Annotated in this window: 26 protein-coding genes and 1 riboswitch; of the genes, 23 read left to right on the forward strand and 3 right to left on the reverse strand. The window is 60.7% G+C overall.

Translation table 11 applies throughout. The annotated features are described in order from the left end of the window. Nucleotides 1-249: 249 nt before the first annotated feature. The 13 genes from leuS (at nt 250) to lipA (ending at nt 13,739) form a co-directional block, all read left to right on the forward strand. Nucleotides 250-2,832, forward strand: coding sequence for a leucine--tRNA ligase (gene leuS / locus ABTW55_RS06020; RefSeq protein WP_060420305.1), 2,583 nt, complete (start codon nt 250-252; stop codon nt 2,830-2,832). 14 nt (nt 2,833-2,846) lie between these two features. Then, a complete protein-coding gene (gene lptE / locus ABTW55_RS06025; protein ID WP_033637431.1) occupies nt 2,847-3,407 on the forward strand; it encodes an LPS assembly lipoprotein LptE in 561 nt (186 codons plus the stop codon). Continuing rightward, a complete protein-coding gene (holA, locus tag ABTW55_RS06030) occupies nt 3,404-4,438 on the forward strand; it encodes a DNA polymerase III subunit delta (RefSeq protein WP_033647201.1) in 1,035 nt (344 codons plus the stop codon). The genes lptE and holA overlap by 4 nt, the downstream gene beginning before the upstream one ends. Continuing rightward, the gene (gene nadD / locus ABTW55_RS06035) at nt 4,428-5,090 is read left to right on the forward strand and encodes a nicotinate-nucleotide adenylyltransferase (protein WP_015376938.1); all 663 of its coding nucleotides are present in this window, start codon (nt 4,428-4,430) and stop codon (nt 5,088-5,090) included. Before holA ends, nadD begins: the two co-directional genes overlap by 11 nt. A gap of 194 nt (nt 5,091-5,284) precedes the next feature. Further along, nucleotides 5,285-5,602 carry a ribosome silencing factor gene (gene rsfS, locus ABTW55_RS06040; RefSeq protein ID WP_016928774.1) on the forward strand — a complete coding sequence of 106 codons (318 nt, stop codon included), beginning with the start codon at nt 5,285-5,287 and terminating at the stop codon, nt 5,600-5,602. A 3-nt stretch (nt 5,603-5,605) separates the two neighbouring features. Next, entirely contained in the window at nt 5,606-6,076 is a 471-nt protein-coding gene (rlmH, locus tag ABTW55_RS06045) for a 23S rRNA (pseudouridine(1915)-N(3))-methyltransferase RlmH (protein WP_004940002.1), read from the forward strand. A gap of 38 nt (nt 6,077-6,114) precedes the next feature. After that, complete coding sequence (gene mrdA / locus ABTW55_RS06050) at nt 6,115-8,010, forward strand: peptidoglycan DD-transpeptidase MrdA (RefSeq protein WP_033637428.1); 1,896 nt, start codon at nt 6,115-6,117, stop codon at nt 8,008-8,010. Nucleotides 8,011-8,018: 8 nt separating this feature from the next. Next, nucleotides 8,019-9,131 (forward strand): peptidoglycan glycosyltransferase MrdB, encoded by a 1,113-nt coding sequence (mrdB, locus tag ABTW55_RS06055; RefSeq protein WP_004940006.1) that lies wholly within the window; start codon nt 8,019-8,021, stop codon nt 9,129-9,131. Between the two features lie 10 nt (nt 9,132-9,141). Next, nucleotides 9,142-10,215: an endolytic peptidoglycan transglycosylase RlpA gene (gene rlpA / locus ABTW55_RS06060; RefSeq protein WP_033637427.1), complete on the forward strand. Its 1,074-nt coding sequence runs from the start codon at nt 9,142-9,144 to the stop codon at nt 10,213-10,215. A 180-nt stretch (nt 10,216-10,395) separates the two neighbouring features. Then, nucleotides 10,396-11,607 (forward strand): D-alanyl-D-alanine carboxypeptidase DacA, encoded by a 1,212-nt coding sequence (gene dacA / locus ABTW55_RS06065; protein ID WP_033637426.1) that lies wholly within the window; start codon nt 10,396-10,398, stop codon nt 11,605-11,607. A gap of 104 nt (nt 11,608-11,711) precedes the next feature. Continuing rightward, a complete protein-coding gene (gene ybeD / locus ABTW55_RS06070; protein ID WP_033637425.1) occupies nt 11,712-11,978 on the forward strand; it encodes a DUF493 family protein YbeD in 267 nt (88 codons plus the stop codon). Nucleotides 11,979-12,112: 134 nt separating this feature from the next. Next, nucleotides 12,113-12,781 carry a lipoyl(octanoyl) transferase LipB gene (lipB, locus tag ABTW55_RS06075; RefSeq protein ID WP_033637424.1) on the forward strand — a complete coding sequence of 223 codons (669 nt, stop codon included), beginning with the start codon at nt 12,113-12,115 and terminating at the stop codon, nt 12,779-12,781. Then, nucleotides 12,774-13,739 carry a lipoyl synthase gene (lipA, locus tag ABTW55_RS06080; RefSeq protein WP_025301835.1) on the forward strand — a complete coding sequence of 322 codons (966 nt, stop codon included), beginning with the start codon at nt 12,774-12,776 and terminating at the stop codon, nt 13,737-13,739. The genes lipB and lipA overlap by 8 nt, the downstream gene beginning before the upstream one ends. Before the next feature lie 94 nt (nt 13,740-13,833). Here lipA and tatA read toward each other — a convergent pair whose 3' ends face one another. Then, nucleotides 13,834-14,049, reverse strand: a complete 216-nt coding sequence (tatA, locus tag ABTW55_RS06085; RefSeq protein WP_004940019.1) for a Sec-independent protein translocase subunit TatA — start codon at nt 14,047-14,049, stop codon at nt 13,834-13,836. A 218-nt stretch (nt 14,050-14,267) separates the two neighbouring features. Here tatA and ABTW55_RS06090 point away from each other — a divergent pair, with 218 nt between their 5' ends. From ABTW55_RS06090 to ABTW55_RS06105, 4 genes are all read left to right on the forward strand, one after another. Next, a complete protein-coding gene (locus ABTW55_RS06090) occupies nt 14,268-15,335 on the forward strand; it encodes a diguanylate cyclase (protein WP_060420307.1) in 1,068 nt (355 codons plus the stop codon). Nucleotides 15,336-15,590: 255 nt separating this feature from the next. Next, nucleotides 15,591-15,653: riboswitch (Fluoride riboswitch) on the forward strand. A gap of 79 nt (nt 15,654-15,732) precedes the next feature. Next, nucleotides 15,733-16,116 carry a fluoride efflux transporter CrcB gene (crcB, locus tag ABTW55_RS06095; protein ID WP_039566950.1) on the forward strand — a complete coding sequence of 128 codons (384 nt, stop codon included), beginning with the start codon at nt 15,733-15,735 and terminating at the stop codon, nt 16,114-16,116. A 288-nt stretch (nt 16,117-16,404) separates the two neighbouring features. Continuing rightward, nucleotides 16,405-17,001, forward strand: a complete 597-nt coding sequence (locus ABTW55_RS06100) for a TetR/AcrR family transcriptional regulator (RefSeq protein ID WP_060420309.1) — start codon at nt 16,405-16,407, stop codon at nt 16,999-17,001. A 6-nt stretch (nt 17,002-17,007) separates the two neighbouring features. Beyond that, nucleotides 17,008-18,198, forward strand: coding sequence for a multidrug effflux MFS transporter (locus tag ABTW55_RS06105; protein WP_039566951.1), 1,191 nt, complete (start codon nt 17,008-17,010; stop codon nt 18,196-18,198). A gap of 57 nt (nt 18,199-18,255) precedes the next feature. Here ABTW55_RS06105 and cspE read toward each other — a convergent pair whose 3' ends face one another. Then, on the reverse strand, nt 18,256-18,465 hold the full coding sequence (cspE, locus tag ABTW55_RS06110; protein WP_004940030.1) for a transcription antiterminator/RNA stability regulator CspE: 210 nt from the start codon (nt 18,463-18,465) through the stop codon (nt 18,256-18,258). A gap of 346 nt (nt 18,466-18,811) precedes the next feature. On the opposite strand from cspE, the gene ABTW55_RS06115 reads away from it, so the two are divergent. The 5 genes from ABTW55_RS06115 to ABTW55_RS06135 all read left to right on the forward strand — a co-directional run bounded on the left by ABTW55_RS06115 (nt 18,812) and on the right by ABTW55_RS06135 (nt 24,016). Continuing rightward, entirely contained in the window at nt 18,812-19,975 is a 1,164-nt protein-coding gene (locus tag ABTW55_RS06115; protein WP_033637419.1) for a M20 peptidase aminoacylase family protein, read from the forward strand. 188 nt (nt 19,976-20,163) lie between these two features. Continuing rightward, nucleotides 20,164-21,489: an LLM class flavin-dependent oxidoreductase gene (locus ABTW55_RS06120; protein ID WP_047568926.1), complete on the forward strand. Its 1,326-nt coding sequence runs from the start codon at nt 20,164-20,166 to the stop codon at nt 21,487-21,489. Nucleotides 21,490-21,733: 244 nt separating this feature from the next. Next, on the forward strand, nt 21,734-22,261 hold the full coding sequence (locus ABTW55_RS06125; protein WP_033653215.1) for a GNAT family N-acetyltransferase: 528 nt from the start codon (nt 21,734-21,736) through the stop codon (nt 22,259-22,261). Between the two features lie 30 nt (nt 22,262-22,291). After that, a complete protein-coding gene (locus tag ABTW55_RS06130; RefSeq protein WP_033647216.1) occupies nt 22,292-23,179 on the forward strand; it encodes an amino acid ABC transporter permease in 888 nt (295 codons plus the stop codon). A 9-nt stretch (nt 23,180-23,188) separates the two neighbouring features. After that, nucleotides 23,189-24,016 carry an amino acid ABC transporter ATP-binding protein gene (locus ABTW55_RS06135; RefSeq protein WP_015376924.1) on the forward strand — a complete coding sequence of 276 codons (828 nt, stop codon included), beginning with the start codon at nt 23,189-23,191 and terminating at the stop codon, nt 24,014-24,016. Between the two features lie 36 nt (nt 24,017-24,052). Here the strand turns inward: ABTW55_RS06135 and ABTW55_RS06140 are convergent, their stop codons facing one another. Continuing rightward, nucleotides 24,053-24,562, reverse strand: coding sequence for a VOC family protein (locus ABTW55_RS06140; protein ID WP_033637415.1), 510 nt, complete (start codon nt 24,560-24,562; stop codon nt 24,053-24,055). Nucleotides 24,563-24,727: 165 nt separating this feature from the next. Between ABTW55_RS06140 and ABTW55_RS06145 the strand changes: the two genes are divergently transcribed. Continuing rightward, nucleotides 24,728-25,207, forward strand: coding sequence for a cold-shock protein (locus tag ABTW55_RS06145; protein ID WP_060420311.1), 480 nt, complete (start codon nt 24,728-24,730; stop codon nt 25,205-25,207). The last annotated feature ends 2 nt before the right edge of the window (nt 25,208-25,209 follow it).

Genomic DNA, 25,209 nt, shown 5'->3' on the forward strand with positions numbered 1-25,209 from the left:
GTAGGGATACCCCTAAGCTACTTGTTCTTATTTTAGCCGTAAATGACTGATGTCACTTGGCAAGACGCGGGATCCGCAGGTTGTGAGCCGCGTCATGACGACGCTTTTTTTAAATGCGCCGAGTCAGGCGCTTGGAGTTGTTGCCGGGAGGTCTTATCAGCTATGCTATGCGGATCTACGAATACTAAATGTTCATTGCGTTGCCTCTGACCGGGGCAACGGTTTACACCTACAGGACCACCGGCCGCCATGCAAGAGCAATACCGTCCAGAAGACATAGAATCGAACGTACAGCTTCACTGGCAAGAGAAGCAGACTTTCAAAGTTACCGAAGACGACAGCAAGGAAAAGTACTACTGCCTATCCATGCTGCCTTACCCGTCCGGCCGACTGCACATGGGCCACGTTCGTAACTACACTATCGGCGACGTGATCTCGCGCTATCAGCGCATGCTGGGCAAAAACGTGCTGCAGCCGATCGGCTGGGATGCGTTCGGCCTGCCGGCGGAAGGCGCGGCGGTGAAAAACAACACCGCACCGGCCCCGTGGACCTATGACAACATCGAATACATGAAGAACCAGTTGAAACTGCTGGGCTTCGGCTACGACTGGGATCGCGAAATCGCCACCTGCCAGCCGGAATACTACCGCTGGGAACAGTGGTTCTTCACCAAGCTGTATGAAAAAGGCCTGGTCTACAAAAAGACCTCGGCGGTGAACTGGTGCCCGCACGATCTGACCGTGCTGGCCAACGAACAGGTTATCGACGGCTGCTGCTGGCGCTGCGACACCAAGGTCGAGCGTAAAGAGATCCCGCAGTGGTTCATCAAAATCACCGCCTACGCCGATCAGCTGCTGAACGATCTGGACACGCTTGAAAGCTGGCCGGAGCAGGTGAAAACCATGCAGCGTAACTGGATTGGCCGCTCCGAAGGCGTGGAAATCACCTTCGACGTGGCGGACAGCGAAGAGAAGCTGACGGTTTACACCACCCGTCCCGACACCTTCATGGGCGCCACCTACGTGGCGGTCGCCGCGGGCCACCCGCTGGCGCAACAGGGCGCGCGCTACAACCCGGCGCTGACCGACTTCATCGACGAATGCCGCAACACCAAAGTTGCCGAAGCCGAAATGGCGACGATGGAGAAGAAAGGCATGCCGACCGGCCTGTTCGTTGTCCATCCGCTGAGCGGCGAGAAGCTGCCGGTGTGGGTCGCCAACTTCGTGCTGATGGAATACGGCACCGGCGCCGTGATGGCGGTACCGGCGCACGACCAGCGCGACTGGGAATTCGCCACCAAATACGATTTGCCGATCAAACCGGTGATCCTGAACCTCGACGGCAGCCAGCCTGACGTGAGCGCCGAAGCGATGACCGACAAAGGCGCGCTGTTCAACTCCGGCGAGTTCGACGGCCTGGACAATGAAGCGGGCTTCAACGCCATCGCCGACAAACTGGTCGCCAAGGGCGTAGGCCAGCGCAAGGTCAACTACCGTCTGCGCGACTGGGGCGTTTCCCGTCAGCGTTACTGGGGCGCGCCAATCCCGATGGTGACGCTGGAAGACGGCACCGTGATGCCGACGCCGGAAGACCAGTTGCCGGTGATCCTGCCGGAAGACGTGGTCATGGACGGCATCACCAGCCCGATCAAGGCCGATCCTGAGTGGGCGAAGACCACCGTCGACGGCCAGCCGGCGCTGCGTGAAACCGATACTTTCGACACCTTTATGGAGTCTTCCTGGTACTACGCGCGCTACACCTGCCCGCAGTATGACCAAGGCATGCTGGATCCGGCCGCCGCCAACTACTGGCTGCCGGTCGATCAATATATCGGCGGCATCGAACACGCCATCATGCACCTGATGTACTTCCGCTTCTTCCACAAGCTGATGCGCGATGCAGGCCTGGTGGATTCCGACGAGCCGGCCAAGCGCCTGCTGTGTCAGGGCATGGTGTTGGCCGACGCCTTCTACTACACCGGCAACAGCGGCGAGCGCGTCTGGGTGTCCCCGGTTGACGCCACCGTCGAGCGCGACGACAAGGGTCGCATCATCAAGGCCACCGATCCGCAAGGCCGTGAACTGGTCTATGCTGGCATGAGCAAAATGTCGAAGTCGAAAAACAACGGCATCGACCCGCAGGAGATGGTGGAAAAATACGGCGCGGACACCGTGCGTCTGTTCATGATGTTCGCTTCACCGGCAGAAATGACGCTGGAGTGGCAGGAATCCGGCGTGGAAGGGGCTAACCGCTTCCTGAAACGCGTGTGGAAACTGGCCTACGATCACGTGGAAAAAGGCGCGGTGCAGCCGCTCGACGTGGCGGCGCTGAACGAAGATCAGAAAGCGCTGCGCCGCGATCTGCACAAAACCATCGCCAAGGTGACCGATGACATCGGCCGCCGTCAGACCTTCAACACCGCGATCGCCGCCGTGATGGAGCTGATGAACAAGCTGGCCCGCGCACCGCAGGAGAGCGAGCAGGATCGCGCGCTGCTGCAGGAAGCGCTGCTGGCCGTGGTTCGCATGCTGTATCCGTTCACCCCGCACGTATGCTTCACGCTGTGGCAAGCGCTGGGCGGCGAAGGCGACGTAGACACTGCGCCATGGCCGGTTGCCGACGAGCAGGCGATGGTCGAAGACTCCAAACTGGTGGTGGTGCAGGTGAACGGCAAGGTTCGCGCTAAAATCACCGTATCCGCCGATGCGACCGAAGAGCAGGTGCGCGCGCGCGCTGCCGAAGAGCATCTGGTGGCTAAATATCTGGACGGCGTCACGATTCGCAAAGTGATCTACGTTCCGGGCAAACTGCTTAACCTGGTTGTGGGTTAACACAAGGAGGAATTGTGCGACAACGCATTCTGACGCTGTTGCTGGGGTTGGCGGTGCTGGTCACCGCCGGCTGCGGTTTTCACCTGCGCGGCACCACGCAGGTGCCTAATGAAATGAAAACGCTGATCCTGGACAGCGCTGACCCTTACGGCCCGTTGACGCGCTCGGTGCGCGAACAGCTGCGTCTGAACGACGTGACTATCGTCAGCGATCCGAAGCGTAAAGACGTGCCTTCCCTGCGCATCGTCGGCGCGACGGAAAGCCAGGATACCGCTTCGATCTTCCAGGACGGTAAAACCGCCGAGTACCAGATGGTGCTGACCGTGCAGGCGCAGGTGCTGATCCCGGGCCATGACCTGTATCCGCTGTCGGTGAAAGTGTTCCGTTCCTTCTTCGACAACCCGCTGACCGCGCTGGCCAAGGACTCCGAACAGGAGATCATTCGCCAGGAAATGCGTGAGCAGGCGGCGCAACAGCTGGTGCGCAAACTGCTGGCCGTGCATGCGGCGGAAGAAGATAACCGGCAGAAAGCCGCTGCCGCCGGTGAACGAGCGGCAAGCCAAACCGCACAATGATCCGCATTTATCCGGAACAACTTGCCGCGCAGCTCCGAGAGGGGCTGCGCGCTTGTTATTTATTGAGCGGCAATGAACCGCTGCTGCTGCAGGAGAGCCAGGATTTGCTCCGGCAGGCCGCGCAACAGCAGCAGTTCAGCGAGCACTACAGCATTTCCCTCGACGCCCATACCGACTGGGACGCCATCTTCGGCATCTGCCAGGCGATGAGCCTTTTCGCCAGCCGCCAGACGCTGCTGCTGATCTTCCCCGAAAACGGCCCGACGGCGCCGATCGGCGAACAGCTGACCAAGCTCGCCACGCTGCTGCACGAGGATATCCTGCTGATCCTGCGCGGCCCGCGCCTCACCAAAGCGCAGGAAAACAGCGCCTGGTTCAAGGCGCTCAGCCCGCACGGCGCCCTCGTCAGTTGCCAGACGCCGGAACAGGCGCAGCTGCCGCGCTGGGTCGCCACGCGCGCCAAGGCGATGAAGCTGGAGTTGGACGACGCCGCCAATCAGCTGCTGTGCTACTGCTATGAAGGCAACCTGCTGGCGCTGTCGCAGGCGCTGGAGCGGCTGTCGCTGCTGCACCCGGACGGCAAGCTCACGCTGCCGCGCGTCGAACAGGCGGTGAACGACGCCGCCCACTTCACGCCGTTCCACTGGCTGGACGCCCTGCTGGCCGGCAAGAGCAAGCGCGCCTGGCATATTTTGCAGCAGCTGCAGCAAGAAGACGTGGAGCCGGTGATCCTGCTGCGCACCCTGCAGCGCGAACTGCTGCTGTTGCTGACGCTGCAGCGCCGCATGGCTTCCGCGCCGCTGCGCACGCTGTTCGATCAGCACAAGGTCTGGCAGAACCGCCGCCCGCTGGTGACCCAGGCGCTGCAACGCTTGTCCGGCCCCCAGCTGCAGCAGGCGGTACAGCTGCTGACGCAAATCGAGCTGACCCTCAAGCAGGATTATGGCCAGTCGGTCTGGCCGGAACTGGAAACCCTGTCGATGCTGCTGTGCGGCAAACCCCTGGCCACGAGTTTTACCGATGCCCACTAACCCGGAACACCCCACCGTTTTGCACGCGCTGTTCGGCGGCACCTTTGACCCGATCCACTACGGCCACCTGCGGCCGGTGGAAGCGTTGGCCGCCGAAGTGGGCCTGAATCGCGTCACGCTGCTGCCTAACCACGTGCCGCCGCACCGCCCGCAGCCGGAGGCCAATGCGCAGCAACGCCTGAAGATGGTCGAGCTGGCGATCGCCGGCAATCCACTGTTTGCCGTCGACGATCGCGAACTGCACCGCACCACCCCCTCCTACACCATCGAGACGTTGGAAACGATTCGTAAAGAGCGTGGCGCCGCCCAGCCGCTGGCGTTTATCATTGGTCAGGACTCGCTGCTGACGCTGCATAAGTGGCACCGCTGGCAGGCGCTGCTGGACGTGTGTCATCTGCTGGTGCTGGCGCGCCCGGGCTATAACGATCGCATGGACACGCCGGAACTGCAGCAGTGGCTGGAACGCCATCGCACCGCCGACCCGGCGCTGCTCAGCCGTCGCCCGCACGGCCATATCTATTTGGCCGATACGCCGGAGCTGGAAATTTCCGCCACCGAGATCCGTCAGCGCCGCCATCAGGGCCTCAACTGCGACGACCTGCTGCCACGCCCGGTGCAGCGCTATATCGAGTTGCAGGGTTTATATCGCTAGCGAAAGGTGCGTGATATACTGCGCCGCTATTTTTCAGGTATCCGCTGAAAACCCCGGAAACCTTAGCTGGCCGGGCAGTCACCAGTTAGCTGGCTTTCAGCGGCAGCCTGCCGAAACCATTATCCGGTTACGCCGCGGCGCGCGCATTTTGCCCGCCGCAGCCGACTGAACAGAACACACCCGAGGGGGAACCTTTGCAAGGTAAAGCGCTCCAAGATTTCGTCATCGATAAAATCGATGATCTGAAAGGCCAAGACATTATCGCTCTGGACGTCCAGGGCAAATCCAGCATCACCGATTGCATGATCATCTGCACCGGCACCTCGACTCGCCACGTGATGTCGATCGCCAGCCACGTGGTGCAGGAATCCCGTGCCGCGGGCATGGAGCTGTACGGCATGAAAGGCCAGGAAGCCTCCGACTGGATCGTGGTCGATCTGGGCGAAGTGATCGTACACGTGATGCAGGAAGAGAGCCGTCGCCTGTACGAGCTGGAAAAACTCTGGAGCTAAGCGGTGAAACTGCAATTGGTGGCGGTCGGCACCAAAATGCCAGACTGGGTGCAAACCGGCTTTATGGATTACCTGCACCGCTTTCCCAAAGATATGCCGTTTGAGCTGACCGAGATCCCGGCGGGCAAACGCGGCAAAAACGCCGACATCAAGCGCATTCTGGACAAGGAAGGCGAACAGATGCTGGCGGCGGTGGGCAAAGGCAACCGCATCGTTACGCTGGATATCCCAGGCACGCCGTGGGAAACGCCGCAGCTGGCGCAGCAGCTTGAACGCTGGAAGCAGGATGGCCGCAACGTCAGCTTACTGATCGGCGGCCCGGAAGGGCTGGCGCCCGCCTGCAAAGCCGCTGCCGAGCAAAGCTGGTCACTGTCTCCGCTGACGCTGCCGCATCCTTTGGTGCGCGTCCTGGTGGCCGAAAGCCTCTACCGCGCCTGGAGTATTACTACAAATCATCCTTACCACCGGGAATAGCCGGTGGTGACCGTGACAGAGTGAAATAAAGCAGCGGGATGAAAATAGAACGTAACCCTTTTCGCGACTATACGGCTGAATCCGCCCTGTTTGTACGCCGCGCCCTGGTGGCGTTTCTGGGCATCCTGGTGCTGTCCGGCATCCTGATCGCCAACCTGTATAATCTGCAAGTGCTCCGCGTCGAGGATTACCGCACCCGCTCCAACGAAAACCGCATTAAGCTGGTGCCCATCGCGCCCAGCCGCGGCATTATCTACGATCGCAACGGCACCCCGCTGGCGCTCAACCGCACCATTTATCAGCTGGAGCTGATGCCGGAGAAGGTTGACGATCTCAAAGCCACGCTGCAGGCGCTGCGCACGGTGGTCGATCTGACCGACGACGACATCACCAATTTCGAAAAAGAGCGCAAGCGTTCGCGCCGCTTCGTCTCCATTCCGGTGAAAACCGCGCTGACCGAGGTGCAGGTCGCCCGCTTTGCGGTCAATCAGTTCCGCTTCCCCGGCGTGGAAGTGAAAGGTTACCAGCGCCGCTACTATCCTTACGGCTCCGCCCTCACCCACGTCACCGGCTACGTGTCGAAGATCAACGACCGCGACGTCGAACGCCTGGACAAAGACGGCAAACTGGCCAACTACGCCGCCACCCACGATATCGGCAAACTGGGCATCGAACGCTATTACGAAGACACGCTGCACGGCAAAACCGGTTACGAAGAGGTTGAAGTCAACAACCGCGGCCGGGTGATCCGCCAATTGCACGAGCAGCCGCCTTCCGCCGGTCAGGACGTCTACCTGACGCTCGATCTTGAGCTGCAGCGCTACATCGAGCAGCTGCTGGTGGGCAGCCGCGCCGCGGTGGTGGTGAGCGATCCGCGCACCGGCGCCATCCTGGCGATGGTGTCCAACCCGAGCTACGATCCGAACCTGTTCGTGGACGGCATTTCCAGCAAGGATTATCAGGGGTTGCTGAACGATCCGAATCGCCCGCTGATCAACCGCGCCACGCAGGGGGTTTACCCGCCCGCGTCGACGGTGAAACCTTATATCGCAGTGTCGGCACTCAGCGCTGGCGTGATCACCAAGAACACCGTGGTGTTCGATCCCGGCTGGTGGCAACTGCCCGGCTCGGAAAAACGCTTCCGCGACTGGAAAAAATGGGGCCACGGCCGGCTGAACGTCACCAAGGCGCTGGAAGAGTCCGCGGATACCTACTTCTATCAGGTCGCCTATGACATGGGGATCGATCGGCTGTCGAGCTGGCTGACCAAATTCGGTTATGGCCAGTACACCGGCATCGATCTGGCCGAAGAGCGTTCCGGCCTGATGCCGACGCGCGAATGGAAGCTGAAACGCTATAAAAAACCGTGGTATCAGGGCGACACCATTCCGGTGGGCATCGGCCAGGGCTACTGGACCGCCACGCCGATCCAGATGGCCAAGGCGCTGAACACCCTGATCAACGACGGCACCGTCAAAACGCCGCACCTGCTGCAGAGCACCCGCGTCAACGGCGCGCTGGTGCCGTTCAAACAGGAAGAGAGCACGCAGATCGGCGATATTCACTCCGGCTTCTGGGAAATCGCCAAAGACGGCATGTACGGGGTGGCCAACCGTCCGAACGGGACGGCGCGCAAGTACTTTGCGGACGCACCTTATAAAGCCGCGGCGAAATCGGGTACCGCACAGGTATTCGGCTACGAAACCTACAACGCCCACAAACTGGCGGAGCACCTGCGCGATCACAAGCTGATGACCGCCTTCGCGCCGTTCAACAACCCGACGGTGTCGGTCGCCATCATTCTGGAAAACGGCGGCTCCGGTCCGGCGGTGGGCACCATCACCCGCCAGATCCTCGACCATATCATGCTGGGCGACAACAATACGCAATTGCCAAGCGAGGCCCCGCTGCCGCCTGGCGTAGAAGGTGACTAAGGTAGAACATGACTGAAAGCCAACAAAAAGGCTCGATCTGGACCAAAATCCACATCGACCCGACGTTCCTGCTGCTGATCCTGGCCCTGCTGGTCTACAGCGCCTTCGTGATGTGGAGCGCCAGCGGCCAGGACATCGGTATGATGGAGCGCAAGATCGGGCAGATCGTCATGGGGCTGATCGTGATGGCCGTCATGGCGCAAATCCCGCCGCGCGTGTACGAAAGCTGGGCGCCCTATCTCTATATCTTCTGCGTGATTTTGCTGATCCTGGTAGACGCCTTCGGGCAGATCAGTAAAGGCGCGCAGCGCTGGCTGGATCTGGGCGTGGTGCGCTTCCAGCCGTCGGAAATCGCCAAGATCGCCGTGCCGCTGATGGTGGCGCGCTTTATGAACCGCGACGTCTGCCCGCCTTCGCTGAAAAACACCGCCATCGCGCTGGTGCTGATCTTCCTGCCGACGCTGCTGGTGGCCGCACAGCCGGATCTGGGCACCTCGATCCTGATCGCCGCCTCCGGGTTGTTCGTGCTGTTCCTGTCGGGCATGAGCTGGAAACTGATCGCCGTCGCCGCCGTCGCGCTGGCGGCCTTTATCCCGGTGCTGTGGTTCTTCCTGATGCACGGTTATCAACGCGACCGCGTAATGATGCTGCTCGATCCGGAAAGCGACCCGCTCGGCGCCGGCTACCACATCATTCAGTCGAAGATCGCCATCGGCTCCGGCGGCCTGTCCGGCAAGGGCTGGCTGCACGGCACCCAGTCGCAGCTGGAGTTCCTGCCGGAGCGCCATACCGACTTTATCTTCGCCGTGTTGGCCGAAGAGCTGGGGCTGATCGGGGTATTGGTGCTGCTGGCGCTCTACCTGCTGGTGATCATTCGCGGGCTGATGATCGCCGCCAAAGCGCAAACCACCTTCGGCCGCGTGATGGTTGGCGGCTTGATGCTGATTTTGTTCGTTTATGTCTTTGTTAACATCGGTATGGTCAGTGGCATTTTGCCGGTAGTTGGCGTACCTTTGCCTCTGGTCAGTTACGGGGGTTCGGCGCTGATAGTGTTGATGGCCGGTTTCGGCATCATCATGTCGATCCACACGCATCGGAAAATGCTGTCTAAAAGTTTATAAGAGGTGAGTAATGCGTAAGGAATGGCTTTGGATCGGCGTTGCGGCGGTGTTGCTCTCCGCCTGTACCGCCCCGACCACGGAACAGCAGGCGCCACAGCAGCCGTACAACGGCCCGGTGGTGGAAATCGGTGGCGTCGAGCCTCAATATGAACCCTATAACCCTAACAACATGCAGGATTATAAGGTTAATGGCGATACTTACCGCATCGTAAAAGATCCGCAGAACTTCTCGCAGACCGGCCTGGCGTCCTGGTATGGCGAAGAGGCCAACGGCAACACCACGGCGCTGGGTGAGCAGTTCGATCCCAACGGCCTGACCGCGGCGCACCCAACGCTGCCAATCCCAAGCTATGTGCGCGTCACCAACCTGGCCAACGGTCGTCAGCTGGTGGTGCGCGTCAACGATCGCGGGCCATACACCAAGGGCCGCATCATCGATCTGTCGAAAGCCGCCGCCGACCGCCTCAACCTGTCCAACAACACCAAGGTCAAAGTCGATTTCATCAACGTGGCGCCGGACGGCACGCTGAGCGGCCCGGGCACCATCGGCACCATCGTGGCGAAACAGAGTTACGCCCTGCCGGCACGCCCGGATCTCGGCGCCAGCGGCATGGGCACCCCGATCCAGCAGGATGTGCCGGTCGCCGGCGGCGCGGCGGTGCGCCCGATCGATAACAGCACCCTGCGCACCGACGATGGCGCTCCGGCAAACGCCGGCAACGGCCGCAGCGGTTTCCTCGGCGCGCCAAGCGCAGTACCGGCCGGCGTACTGGAAGGTTCCGAACCTGAAGCCGCCGCCGTGGCCGCTCCGGTTGCGGCCGGCGCTGCGGCGGCCGGCATGGCGGCCGCTTCTTCCTCCGGCGGTTACGTGGTGCAGGTCGGTGCGCTGAGCAGCGCCGAACGCGCCCAGAGCTGGCAGCAAAGCCTGAGCCAACAGTTTGGCGTGCCGGGCAAAGTGGCGGCCAACGGCAGCGTTTATCGCGTCCAGCTCGGCCCGTTCAGCAGCCGTCAGCAGGCGGCCCAGCTGCAGCAACGCCTGGCCAGCGAAGCGCAACAACAGTCTTTCGTTACTGCTGCACCCTAAGCGTTATGCCCGGCGGGCATTCGCGGCTGATAAGCGGTTATTTAGCTGAAACATTTTCTTGCAGCTAAAAGGTCTTTAACCGCAATTAGTCAGATGAATGGATAATGCCTGCCGGGATCGCATCTGCTATAGTGTGGCTCGTTTTTTAACTTTACTTTCACGGATGTTGTAGTCCCGATCATGAAACAAGTAACTTCTTTTCGCTTAATCAAAAGCATCGCACTCGGCACCGTTATCGCAATGAGCGCAGCCTCCGTTGCACATGCCGATGACGTTAACATCAAAACCATGATCCCAGGTGTCCCGCAGATCGATGCGGAAGCGTACATCCTGATTGATTACAACTCCGGCAAGGTGCTGGCCGAGATGAACGCCGACGCGCGTCGCGATCCGGCCAGCCTGACCAAAATGATGACCAGCTACGTCATCGGCCAGGCGCTGAAAGCGGGTAAAATCGGCCAGGACGATCTGGTGACCGTCGGTCAGGACGCCTGGGCGACCGGCAACCCGGTGTTCAAAGGCTCCTCGCTGATGTTCCTGAAGCCGGGCGATCGCGTGCCGGTCTCCAAGCTGACCCGCGGCATCAACCTGCAATCCGGTAACGACGCCTGCGTGGCGATGGCCGACTACGTCGCCGGCAGCCAGGACGCGTTCGTTAACCTGATGAACACCTACGTCAGCAAGCTGGGCCTGCAGAACACCCACTTCCAGACGGTACACGGCCTGGATGCCCAGGGCCAGTACAGTTCGGCGCGCGACATGGCGCTGATCGGCCAGGCGCTGATCCGCGACGTGCCGGACGAGTACGCGATTTACAAAGAAAAAGAGTTCACCTTCAACAATATCCGCCAGATGAACCGCAACGGTCTGCTGTGGGATAACAGCCTGAACGTCGACGGCATCAAAACCGGCCACACCGACGCGGCGGGTTACAACCTGGTGGCTTCGGCGACCGAAGGCCAGATGCGCCTGATCTCCGCCGTGATGGGCGGCCGCACCTACAAAGGCCGCGAAGCCGAGAGCAAGAAACTGCTGACCTGGGGCTTCCGCTTCTTCGAAACCGTGGCGCCGCTGAAGGTCGGTAAAGAGTTCGCCTCCGAGCCGGTCTGGTTCGGCGATGCCGACCGCGTTGAGCTGGGCGTGGACAAAGACGTCTACCTGACCATCCCGCGCGGCCGCATGAAAGATCTGAAGGCCAGCTATGTGCTGAACACGCCGGAAATTCACGCGCCGCTGGCGAAAAACCAGGTGGTCGGCAGCATCAACTTCCAGCTGGACGGCAAAACCATCGACCAGCGTCCGCTGGTGGTGATGAACGAAGTGAAAGAAGGCGGTTTCTTCAGCCGCATCGTGGACTACATCAAACTGATGTTCCACCACTGGTTCGGTTAACGGTTGAAACGGGCGAAATTGGCCCCATATAGTGAATAACACTAACTCCCGCCCCGGCGGGAGTTATACTTTATAGATTAGCTAGCACTCTGGAGCGCACGCACATGCAAAAAACTAAACTGAACGAACTGCTCGAATTCCCTTGCCCGTTTACCTACAAGGTGATGGGCCTGGCGCAGCCTGAGCTGGTTGACCAGGTAGTTGAAGTGGTGCAGCGCCATGCGCCGGGCGACTACAACCCGCAGGTCAAGCCGAGCAGCAAAGGCAACTACCACTCGGTCTCCATCACCATCAACGCCACTCACATCGAGCAGGTCGAAACCCTGTACGAAGAGTTGGGCAACATTGAAATTGTTCGCATGGTGCTGTAATTCCAGCATAAACCCCTGCTTATCAACCCGGGACGGCGCAGCGTCTTCCCGGGTTGCGCATTTTTGGTCAGCGAAAGGCTGGCCGCAGACCGGAGCGCCCGGTATAATGGCTTTACCACTTCTGTAACCTGACGATGACTCTTTTGCAACCAGACAAGATCATTTTGCGTCAGCTGGGGTTGCAGCCCTACGCGCCTGTATCCCAAGCCATGCATAACTTCACCGACAGTCGTACCGAGACCACGCCGGACGAGCTGTGGCTGGTGCAGCATCACCCGGTGTTCACCCAGGGCCAGGCTGGCAAAGCCGAGCATGTGCTGATGCCCGGCGATATCCCGGTGATTCAGAGCGATCGCGGCGGCCAGGTGACCTACCACGGGCCGGGCCAGCAGGTGATGTACGTGATGGTCGATCTGAAACGCAACAAGGTCGGCGTACGCCAATTGGTCACGGCGATAGAAGATACGGTTATCAACACCCTCGCCCACTTCCGCCTCGAATCGCGCGCCCGTCCGGATGCGCCAGGCGTGTACGTGGGGGAGCAGAAAATCTGTTCGTTGGGTTTGCGGATCCGCAAAGGCAGCTCATTCCACGGCCTGGCCCTGAATGTGGCGATGGATCTCAGCCCCTTCCAACGCATCAACCCTTGCGGTTACGCCGGCATGCAAATGACGCAGGTCAGCGCGCTGGCGCCCGGCGTTGGCATTGAAGACATACACCCAATCCTGGTACAGGAATTTGTTCATTTACTCGGCTACCAGACGGTCGAGCTTCGTAACTGGAACCTGCACGATTATGAGTAAACCAATTCAGATGGAACGCGGCGTCAAATACCGCGATGCTGACAAAATGGCGCTGATCCCGGTCAAAACGGTGGTCACCGAACGGCAGGAGCTGTTGCGTAAACCCGAGTGGATGAAGATCAAACTGCCTGCCGACTCAACGCGCATTCAGGGCATCAAAGCCGCCATGCGTAAAAACGGCCTGCACTCCGTCTGTGAGGAAGCCTCGTGCCCTAACCTGTCCGAGTGTTTCAACCACGGCACCGCCACCTTCATGATCCTCGGTGCCATCTGTACCCGCCGCTGCCCGTTCTGCGACGTGGCCCACGGCCGCCCGATCGCGCCGGACGCCAACGAGCCGGAAAAGCTGGCGCAAACCATCGCCGACATGGCACTGCGTTATGTGGTGATCACCTCGGTTGACCGCGACGACCTGCGCGACGGCGGCGCTCAACACTTTGCCGACTGCATCTCGGCCATCCGCGCCAAGAGCCCGAACATCAAAATTGAAACGCTGGTGCCGGACTTCCGCGGCCGTATGGATCGCGCGCTGGAAATCCTCACCGCCACGCCGCCGGACGTATTCAACCACAACCTGGAAAACGTGCCGCGCGTATATCGCCAGGTGCGCCCAGGCGCCAACTACGAGTGGTCGCTGAAGCTGCTGGAGCGCTTTAAAGAAGCGCACCCGGATATCCCGACCAAATCCGGCCTGATGGTCGGCCTGGGCGAAACCAACGCGGAAATCGTCGAAGTGATGCGCGATCTGCGCCGTCACGGCGTGACCATGCTGACGCTGGGGCAATACCTGCAGCCGAGCCGTCACCACCTGCCGGTGCAGCGCTACGTCAGCCCGGCCGAGTTCGACGAGATGAAAGAAGAAGCGATGGCGATGGGCTTCACCCACGCCGCCTGCGGCCCGTTCGTGCGTTCGTCTTACCACGCCGATCTGCAGGCCAAAGGGATGGAAGTGAAATAACGCGTAATAGTTTGTTACGCTAAAGACGGCGGAAACGCCAAAAAAACGGATGTCCGCAAGGCATCCGTTTTTTATTGCGCGCCACCAGGCGGGGTTAAACGTCTTTCTTTTCGACGCTCTGCTGAGCGGACTGGCTTTCAGCGGCGTTGTTGCCGGCGGCCGGCGGCGTGCTGTCGTCGCCCACGGCTTTTTTAAAGCCTTTCAGCGCCGCGCCAAGATCGGCGCCGAGCGTGCGCAGTTTGCTGGTGCCGAACAGTAAAATCACCAACACCGCAATCACCAGAAGTTTGGTAATGCTGATACCTTCCATACTCACCTTCTTATCATAGAGCGCTGCGTGAACAGCGAGAAAAACTGACCTTGCCTGCGAATATTTAGCGTCTTTCCTTCGGCTCGCACAACCGCAACATGTAACAGAGTGAGATCCGTCGCAGGAATGCCACGCGGCCGCACGGCGCGGATTCCAGACTATTCTTAGTTTATCGCCCGCATGATACGCTGCCGTGATACTTATCAGGGAGATGCCGGATGTATATTGCTCCACCCATTTTCGATGCCCGAAAATCCGGCCTCAGCTTCGCCAAACGCACCTATCTGCCCCGCGTCGCCGGCCTGGGACTCGGCTTTATCTGCGTCTGCGCCGCGCTCTACCCCTTGGCTCCGCCCACGGCGGTCTGGCTATTGCTGGCCTTTCACGGCTTTCTCTGGCCGCATCTCGCCTACCGCCTGGCCCGCCGCGCCAAAGATCCGTTCAAAGCCGAGATCCGCAACCTGCTGATCGACTCCGCCTTCGGTGGCTTCTGGGCCGCGATGATGGCGTTCAATGCGCTGCCGGCGATCGTCATCCTGTCGATGATGAGCATGAACAACATCGCCTCCGCCGGCAAAGCGCTGTTTGTCAAAGGGTTGGCGATTCAATTGGCCACGGCGGCGCTGACCGGCGCGCTGCTCGGCTTCCCGTTTCAACCGCACAGCACGCCGCTGCAAATCTATCTGTGCCTGCCGATGATCTACCTGTACCCGACGCTGCTCGGGCTGGTGACCTACCGCACCGCCAAGCGGCTGGCGGAAAAGAAACAGGAGCTACAGCGCATCAGCACCCGCGATGGGCTGACCGGCTTGTACAACCGCCGCCACTGGGAGCACCTGCTGCATCGCCAGTTTGACAGCTGCCGCCGCTACCAGGACAACGCCACGCTGATCCTGATGGATATCGATCGCTTCAAAACCATCAACGACACCTTCGGCCACGCTTTAGGGGATGAGGCCCTGGCGGCGCTGGCGGAAGAGCTGCTGATCGGCTTGCGCAACGTGGATATCGTCGGGCGCTACGGCGGCGACGAGTTTGGCGCAGTGCTGCCGAACACCAGCGCCGAACAGGCGGTAACCGTCCTGCGGCGCATCCAGCAGCGGCTGGACGCCGTCATCTTCAAAGAGGCGCCACAGCTGCGGCTGCAGATCAGCGCCGGCATCGCCAACTACCACCCCGCGCTGGGCGGTTATCTGGACTGGCTGAAAGCGGCCGACGGCGCGCTTTACCGGGCGAAGCAAAATGGCCGTAACCGCCTGGAAACGGCGGCGCCGACGGGCGACTAACTGACTGGTTTAATAACTTGGCAAAATACTTCGGCGCTTCGACAAAGCCTTCGCGCCGGTAAAACGCATGCGCCCGCTCGCTTTCCACCGCCACCAGCAGCGCCTCGGTGCCGGGATAATCCAGCGCCGTCATTAATTCGGCGATCGCTCAGGCACGCCGTTCTGATTTCCATGGGGTGACCTCGCAGATTGTCGATACTACAAAATAGGCGGCGTTAGGTGTAACATCCATCCGGTGCGGCGAAAAAGGCCGTGCGGCACGCTGGAGATGACATTCCTCCCTAACCGCCTTCACAGGCTGATGATGTCTACGTAACCTCTCGGAGAGAGGCGCGTAGCGTTACGCCTGTCCCTTTCCGAGCCCCGTGAATTTCTCTGATTGAAAGGGAGTTGCCCCATGTTGAGCTCTTTACTGGCCGTATTTATCGGCGGCGGCGTCGGCAGCGTTTTGCGCTGGGCGGTAAGCATGAAAATGAACCCGCTGAACGCCCACATTCCGCTCGGTACGCTGATGGTCAATCTGATCGGCGGTTTTATCATCGGCCTGGCGATGGCGATTTTCACCCGCATGACGCATCTGGATCCCACCTGGAAATTGCTGATCACCACCGGGTTCTGCGGCGGCCTGACCACCTTCTCCACCTTTTCGCTGGAGGTGGTATACCTGATGCAGGATGGCCGCTTCGGCTGGGCGCTGGCCAACATGCTGCTCAACCTGGCCGGCTCGCTGGCGATGACGCTGCTGGCTTTCATGCTGGTGATGTGGGCCAACGGGCGCTAAGCCCTTAATGTTTCCTTAATCTTGCATGCGCATAATCTCATCCAGTACTCCTGACTGGATGAGAAACCGCTATGTTTAGCCTGCCGAAAACCGCCGCCGAAGCGATTTCCGTTGCGCTGTGCGTGCTGATCGTCGCCGCCTTTATCAAATCCTACCTGTTCGCTTAAGCGCTTTTTCCCGCAGCACGCGTTCATGTTGCGTCTTTCCCGCCGGTTACACTACAATTGAGAATGAACGTTCACACCCAAAAATGTGAACCCGGCTCACGCGTAGCAAAGGATCGGGCAGATGCTCTCCCCCAACGACAGTAAACAGGCCAAGGTGCAGGCCCGCCGCGATCAGATCGTCGAAGCGGCGAAAACCAGCTTCCGCCGCCACGGCTTCCACGCCGCCAGCATGGCGGAGATCGCCCAGGGCTCGCAGCTCAGCGTCGGGCAAATCTATCGCTATTTCGCCAATAAAGACGCGATTATCGAAGAGATCGTCAACCGCATCATCGCCAGCAAGATGCAGCGGCTGGAAAACCTTGGCGATCACATCAACCTGATCGCCGGCACGCTGGCGGCGCGCACGCTGTTTCAGCAGCCGGGCGAGAGCGAAACCGATCACATGCTGATGCTGGAAGTGACCGCCGAGGCCACGCGCAACCCGATGGTAGCCAAAATGCTCAGCGATGCGGAAGCGCGGCTGTTTCGCCACGTGTGCCACAACCTGCAGCGGCTGTATCCCGATTTCAGCGCGGAAGAGATCGCCGCGAGGGTGGAGTTTATCGCCGTTATGAGCGAAGGCACCGGTTACCGTATCCTTACCACGCAAAAAGCCGATGCGTCCCTGCTGCGCGATCTGTATCAGCAGGCCATTTCTCACCTGTTCAGGAAACGCTAATCTCCCATGACCAAACACTTAGCCAGACAACGTCTGGTGTACGCCGTCGTGCTTGGCCTGTTGGCCGCGCTGGGGCCGCTGTGCACCGATCTCTATCTGCCCGCCCTGCCGGAAATGGCGGGCGAACTGAATACCTCCACCGCCGCCGCACAGCTCAGCCTGACCGCCGGGCTGCTCGGCCTGGGCGTCGGCCAGCTGATTTTCGGCCCTTACAGCGACAAACTGGGCCGCATGCGCCCGCTGTTGCTGTCGCTGATCCTGCTGCTGGGTGCTTCGCTGTGGTGCGCCCTCGCGCCCACCATCGACCAGTTGCTGATCGCCCGTCTGCTGCAGGGCATCGCCGGCGCCGGTGGCGCGGTGATTTCCCGCGCCATTGCCCGCGATCTGTACGCCGGCCATGAGCTGACCCGCTTCTTCGCCCTGCTGATGCTGGTCAACGGCCTGGCGCCGATCGTCGCGCCGGTGCTGGGCGGCGTGATGCTGCAGGTGATGAACTGGCGCGGCATCTTCGGCGTGCTGGCGGCCATCGCCGTGCTGCTGTTCAGCCTGTCGGCGCTGAAGCTGCGCGAATCCCTGCCGGTAGAACGCCGCAGCCAGGGCGGTATCCTGGCGATGCTGATGTCGCTGGGCGGGTTGCTGACCCAGCGCTATTTTATGGGCCTGTGCCTGACGCAAGGCTTCGTGATGGCCGGCATGTTCGCCTATATCGGCGCCTCGCCTTTCGTCTTACAGCAGATTTACGGCCTCAGCCCGCAGATGTTCAGCCTGTGCTTCGCCATTAACGGCGTCGGGCTGATCATTGCGGCGCAGCTGGCCAGCCGCCTCAGTTCGCGTTGGGGGGAGCGCCGGGTGTTGAGGGGCGGGTTAACGCTGGCGGCCGTCGCGTCGCTGTTGCTGCTGTTGGCCGCCGCGCTGCATGCGCCGCTGGTCGTATTGCTGGTGCCGCTGTTCTTCTCGGTGGCGGTGATCGGCATCGTCGGCCCGACCGCCTCTTCGCTGGCGATGCAAAGCCAGGGAGACAAAGCGGGCAGCGCCTCGGCCTTGATCGGCGTGTGCATGTTCGCCCTCGGCGCCTGCGCCGTGCCGCTCACCGGGCTGGGCGGCACCTCGGGCCTGTCGATGGCGCTGACCATCGTCGGCTGTTACGCCATCGCTATCCTGCTGTTCAGCCTATTAAGCCGCCGCAGCGAGGCATAACGCGCCCAATAAAAAACCCGCTCAATGAGCGGGTTTTAAGAAATTCAGCTACGCAGCTTAGATAGCAGTAACGTTAGCGGCAGATGGGCCTTTGGCACCGTTCGTGATTTCAAACTCTACACGCTGGCCTTCAGCAAGCGTTTTGAAACCGTTGCTAACGATGGCAGAGAAGTGAACGAAAACGTCCTTGCTACCATCTTCCGGAGTAATGAAACCGAAGCCTTTGGATTCATTAAACCACTTAACGCTACCTTTAATCTTAGACATCAAACTTACCTTTAACGTGAATGAAAGACACAAAACCTGTGTCGATTACAGTACAGCAAGTAGGCAGGATTTTGTCCACCACCGCGATCACAGAAATCCGATAAAGAGTGAAAAAATCCGTGTAGCCCGGTGTAAATGGATTGCACCGGTTGCGATAAGCTCCCGTTCCAGGTCAATCCTCTCCACGCGCCGGCGAACAATGCGCGAACGGCCAAACCCGCCCGCTTACCCCAGCGTTGACGCCCCCATGCAGACGCAATCGCTATGAAATATAACCAGATGGTCTTTTTGCTTCGGCGGCCGCTGCACTAGGGTTAGGGTTTATTTCCCACTGTGAGCCAAGCCTATGACCAGCCAGTTGGCAGACAAAATCATCGCCTATCGGCGTGAGCTGCACCAAAACCCGGAGCTTTCCAATCACGAATTCGCCACCACCGCCCGGCTGACCCGCTGGCTGCAAGAGGCGGGCATTCGCCTGCTGCCGTTGGCGCTGAAAACCGGCGTCGTGGCGGAGATTGGCAGCGGCAAGGGGCCGATCATCGCGCTGCGCGGTGACATTGACGCCCTGCCGATCGACGAAATCGCCGACGTGCCCTTCAGCTCGCAAAACCGCGGCGTGATGCACGCCTGCGGCCACGACTTTCACACCTCGGTGATGCTCGGCGCCGCACACCTGCTGAAAGCGCGTGAGGCCGACCTGCCCGGCACGGTGCGCATCTTCTTCCAACCGGCGGAAGAGACCTTCAACGGTGCCCGGCATCTGATCGACGCTGGCGCGCTGGATAACGTTGCAGCGGTATTTGGCCTGCATAACGCGCCGGAGCTGCCCACCGGCACCTTCGCCACCCGCGCCGGGCCGTTCTACGCCAACGTCGATCGCTTCCAGATCCTCATCACCGGCAAAGGCGCGCACGCCGCCAAACCGGAACAGGGCGTCGACACCATCGTCACCGCCAGCCAGATCGTCGGCGCACTGCAGACGCTGCCCAGCCGCAGCTTCAGCTCGCTGGAATCGCTGGTGGTGAGCGTAACGCGCATCGAAGGCGGCAATACCTGGAACGTGCTGCCGCAAACCGTGGAGCTGGAAGGCACGGTGCGCACCCACAGCGACGCGGTGCGCCGCCAGGTGCCGGACAAAATTCGCCAGGTGATCGACGGCGTTGCCGCCGCGCTGGGCGCGCAGGCCGAACTCCGCTGGCAGCCGGGACCGCCGGCGGTAATCAATGATCCGCATTGGGCGGCGTTCAGCAAAACCGTCGCCGCCGAGGCCGGTTACCGGGTCGAAGAGGCTGAACTGCAGATGGGCGGTGAAGATTTCGCGCTGTATCTGCACCATGTGCCGGGCGTATTCGTCAGCATCGGCTCCGCCAGCGAATTCGGCCTGCATCATCCGCGTTTCAATCCCGATGAACGCGCTCTGTTCCCCGCCGCGCAATATTTCACGCTGCTGGCGGAACGCACGCTGCAACAATTAACCACCGCACCGGAAAAAGCCCTCAGCAACGCCTGAATAACGGTAAAGCGTATTTTCCCGACGCCGCGGATGCCGCGTCGGGGATTATTTTTTCGCTCGCCGTGATATTTGCAATTTTCAACATTTGAATATGCTGTTTTGTTGTTTTACATCCCGCCGCCGCTCATCAATAGTGGGCACATCAGACACCGCGCGCCTCTGCGGCGCATGACAGGATAATTACGATGAGCGACAACGCGACTAATCAACGGCAATTGCGGCTGGGCGCCATTCTGCATGGCGCATCGGGAAATATGTCCGCCTGGCGCCACCCGGACGCCACCGCCGACGCCAGCATCAACCTCGAATTTAATATCGCCACGGCGAAAAAAGCCGAACAGGGGAAATTCGATTTCGTCTTCGTCGCCGATGGGCTATATATCAACGAAAAGTCCATTCCGCATTTTCTTAATCGTTTCGAACCGCTCACCCTGCTGGCCGCGTTGTCCGCCGCCACCGATAAAATCGGCCTGGTGGGCACCCTCTCCACCTCCTACAGCGATCCGTTCACCGTCGCCCGCCAGTTCGCCAGCCTCGATCACCTGAGCAACGGCCGCGCCGGCTGGAACGTGGTGACCTCGCCGCTGGAAGGCTCGGCCAAAAATTTCTCGCGCAAAGAACACCCGGAGCACAGCCTGCGTTACCGCATCGCCGGCGAGTTTCTCGACGTTGCCAAAGGGCTGTGGGACTCCTGGGAAGACGACGCCTTCGTGCGTAATAAGGCCAGCGGCGAATTTTTCCGCGCCGGCAAACTGCACACTCTCAATCACCAGGGGGAGTTCTTCTCGGTGCAGGGACCGCTGAACATCGGCCGCACGCCGCAGGGGCGCCCGATCCTGTTCCAGGCCGGCGCCTCCGAAGACGGCAAACGGCTGGCGGCCCAACACGCCGATGCGATCTTCACCCATCACGACACGCTGGAGCAGGCGCAGGATTTCTACCAGGACGTGAAGCGGCAGCTGGTGGAACAGGGGCGCGAACCGGACGATCTGCGCATCTTCCAGGGCGTCAGCGTGATCGTCGGCGACGACGACGCGGACGTCGAGCGCCAGTACCAGGAGACCGCCCGCCTGGTCAGCATCGAGAATGCCCTCAACTACCTCGGCCGCTACTTCGAGCATTACGACTTCGCCCGCCATCCGCTGGACGCCCCCTTCCCCGACATCGGCGATCTGGGGCAAAACAGCTTCCGCAGCACCACCGACGCCATCAAGCGCAGCGCCCGCGAGCGCAACCTCACGCTGCGCCAGGTGGCGCTGGAAGCCGCCTCGCCGCGCCCGGTGTTCAGCGGCACGCCGGAAGCGGTGGCGGATGGCCTGCAACGCTGGTTCGACGGTGAGGCCGCCGACGGTTTCATCATCAGCGGCGGTACGCCCAACGCCTTCGGCCACTTCGTCGATCGGGTGGTGCCCGTCCTGCAGCAACGTGGCCTGTTCCGCCAGGCGTACCACGGCGACACGCTGCGTGAACATCTAGGCCTGAAGCGCCCGTTGAACAGATTCACCCAATAATAAGATCGCTTTCAGGGATACCCGCTATGCAGAAAACCGTTACCGCCGCCCTCGTGGCGGCCTTACCGAGCCTGACCGGCGCCGCGCAGGCGGGCACCGGCATCGATTTGCAGGCCTATCAACCCCTATTCACGCGCCGAAGACCCCGCAGGCGAACGCCATGGTCAACCGCTGGGGCGAGAGCGCCAAACGCCTTGCGCAGTCGGAAATCAACCCGCCCGGCCAGGGCGATTAGGAGCGCGCGATGACGCAAGACACCTTCATTCAGACGCTGCCGACCGACCCGCTGATCGCCCCGGTGATCGAAGGGCTGTTCGGCGAATATCGTCAGCGCTACGGCGACTATTTTGGTGACCAGGAACCGGAAGCGCTGGATCTGTACGCGCCGCCGCAAGGAGCCTTCATCGTGCTGCTGCGCGCCGGTGCGCCGATCGCCATGGGCGCCTTCAAACGCTATGACGCGCTAACCGCCGAGCTGAAGCGCATCTGGACGCGGGGCGACCTGCGCCGCCAGGGCCTGGCGCAGCGGGTGCTGCAGCAGCTGGAAACGCTGGCGCTGGCGCAGGGATATCGCCGGCTCTATCTAACCACCGGCTTTCGCCAGCCCGAAGCGGTGGGCCTGTATCTGAGCAACGGGTATCAGCCGCAGTTCGATCCCACCGTCGACAGCGAGATATACAGTCGCCCACCCTACGATGGCCGCCTGCCGTTCCGCAAAAGCCTGATTGCAGAGGACGCGTGTTGTTGCGCGTCGGAAAGGAAAATCGCCTAAGGCCTCTTAATCTGTATCAGGAGACATGACATGTCCAAACAAGAAGTCTTGAAAGTGGTGCCCGCCCGCTATCCGCTGCGGCTGATCGGCGCGCTGTTTTCGCTGTTTATTCTGGCCGCCATCGTGCAATCGGTGGCGGGCAACGCGCGCTGGGAATGGGGCGTGTTCGCCGAGTGGTTCTTCGCGCCGGCGGTGCTGGCAGGGCTGGGGCAAACCCTGCTGCTGACGCTGCTCGGCACGCTGTTCAGCATCCTGTTCGGCACCCTGCTGGCGCTGGCGCGGCTGTCGCGCTCTTACCTGCTGGCGTCGCTGGCCTGGGGTTATATCTGGCTGTTTCGCTCGCTGCCGCTGATTCTGGTGCTGATCATCCTGTACAACTTTTCCTATCTGTATGACGCCATCTCGCTGGGCATTCCCTTCACCTCCGTGGTGTTCGCCAGCTACCCGACCATCGACATTCTCGGCCAGTTCGCCGTGGCGGTGCTGGGCCTGACGCTGGTGCAGTCCGCCTACACCGCCGAGATCATCCGCGGCGGCATCCTGGGCGTGGATTACGGCCAGCACGAAGCGGCGGCGGCGCTGGGGTTGCCGGGCTATCGCCGCACCTTCCGCATCATTCTGCCGCAGGCGCTGCGCTCCATTATTCCGACCGGCTTCAACGAGATCATCAGCCTGGCGAAAGGCACCTCGATCGTTTACGTGCTGGCGCTGCCGGAGCTGTTTTACACCATTCAGGTTATCTATAACCGCACCCAGCAGGTAATACCGCTGCTGATGGTCGCCACCGTCTGGTATCTGTTCATCACCACCGCGCTGTCGGTGATCCAATACTACATCGAGCGCTATTTCGCCCGGGGCGCGGTGCGCGAACTGCCGCCGACGCCCTGGCAGCAACTGGCCGGCTGGCTAAAACGTTAGGAGACCCGCATGTCTGAAGCCATTGATTATTACGCCTTGCCCGAACAGCCGGCGCGCAATCTCACCCCGGTGCCGGCACGCGGCCTGATCGAAATCAGCAACGTCAGCAAGTTCTTCGGCAAGCACAAGGCGCTGGACGACGTCAGCCTGACGCTGCAGCCGGGCACCGTCACCGTGATCCTCGGCCCTTCCGGCTCCGGTAAATCGACGCTGCTGCGGGCGATCAACCACCTGGAGCGCGTGGACGAAGGCTTTATCCGCATCGACGGCGACTACGTCGGCTATCGCCGCAAGGGCAACCGGCTGTATGAGCTGAAGGAAAAGGCCATCCTTCGGCAACGCATCAACGTCGGCTATGTGTTCCAGAATTTCAACCTGTTCCCGCACCTGACGGTGCTGGAAAACATCATCGAAGCGCCGGTGGTGCATAAGATCCACTCTCGCGAACGGGCGAAAGCGGTGGCCTATGAACTGCTGGATACCGTCGGGCTACGCCACAAGGCGGACGCCTACCCGCGCCACCTCTCCGGCGGCCAACAACAGCGTATCGCCATCGCGCGCGCGCTGGCGCTGAACCCGAAGGTGATCCTGTTCGATGAACCGACCTCCGCGCTCGATCCCGAGCTGGTCGGCGAAGTGCTGGACGTGATAAAGGGGTTGGCGGATCTGGGCGTCACGCTGGTGGTGGTCACGCATGAAATCGGCTTTGCGCGCGAAGCGGCGGATCGGGTGGTGTTTATGGTCGATGGGCAGATCGTCGAGCAGGGCGACGCCAGGCAAGTGCTGGCCCAGCCGCAGCATCCGCGCACCGTCAACTTTCTCAACAAAGTGCTGTGATCGTCGGGGCGCCGCGGCGCCCCGTACCCGAGCTGCTTACCGGCCGGCGAAGCGCCGCTTCTCGGCGGCGAAATCCAGCGGCCGGATCCCCTGCTGGTTTTTGTCCTCTTCGGTCAGCAACGCCGGCGGAATAAACCAGGTTACCTCGAACAGCAGCCCGTCCGGATCGTGGCCATAAATGCTTTTGTGCACGCCGTGATCCTCTTCCAGCCCGAGAATGCCGCGTTCGGCCAGCTGGTGACGAATGCGCTCCAGCTCCTCCAGGCTGTCCACTTCCCAGGCCAGATGGTACAGCCCGGCCGCTGGCTCATGCTCCGCCGGCGGCTCGTTGTTGGCGCGAAACACCCCGGCGCGCTGCTGGCCCAGGTTCTTGCTGAACAGCGCCAAATCGTGATCGTTGTCCGAATCGGCGGCCTGGGTAAACACCGCCCGATCGGGGCTGTCGGACGGCTTGAGCTTGAACCCCAACACCTGATGATAAAAGTCGGCGCTCTGCCGCACGTCGCTGACATACAGCACGGCGTGATTGAGACGTTTGATGCCCATCGCTATTCCTTTACGCATTGAATGAAGTCAGCATGAACATAGCATGTGGGGGGAAAGCCGCTAAATGCCGTTATCGCATGACGAAATGCCGCCCGCGCAATCTGTCGCTGCAAGGCATTCCGCGCTATCATAAGCGCTGTATAGAACCCTTTTGTGAGAATAGCGATGAACGGCAAGATAACGACTTTTTTTGAAGACAAAGGCTTCGGCTTTATTACCGACGAGAACGGAGAAAATCGTTATTTTCACGTGATTAAAGTGCAAAACCCGGAGCTGATTAAGAAAAACGCGGCGGTGACCTTCGAACCGACCAACAACACCAAAGGCCCGTCGGCTTATGCAGTCAAAGTGTTGGCGCCCAGCAAATACATCATCATAGCCAATGAAAGAATCAAGATCGCCAGCATCAAGTCTTTCAATACCTTCAGCAAGGAAGTGCCGGCCAAAGCCGACGTGGATAAAGAGAACACCGTGCTGTCGGTCGGCCTGCTGATGAACCGCATTCGCCCGCAGTCAGAAGATCAGGCGCAGACCATGCAAACGCTGCGCATGCTGACCATTACCACCTTCCAGAACACCACCCATACCTTCTCCGAGCACGAGATCGATATGGATGAGACCATTAAGGCGCTGAAAAGCCTGTAAGC

The organism is Serratia sp. SM04 (assembly GCF_040280225.1).
GTDB classification, from domain to species: domain Bacteria; phylum Pseudomonadota; class Gammaproteobacteria; order Enterobacterales; family Enterobacteriaceae; genus Serratia; species Serratia sarumanii.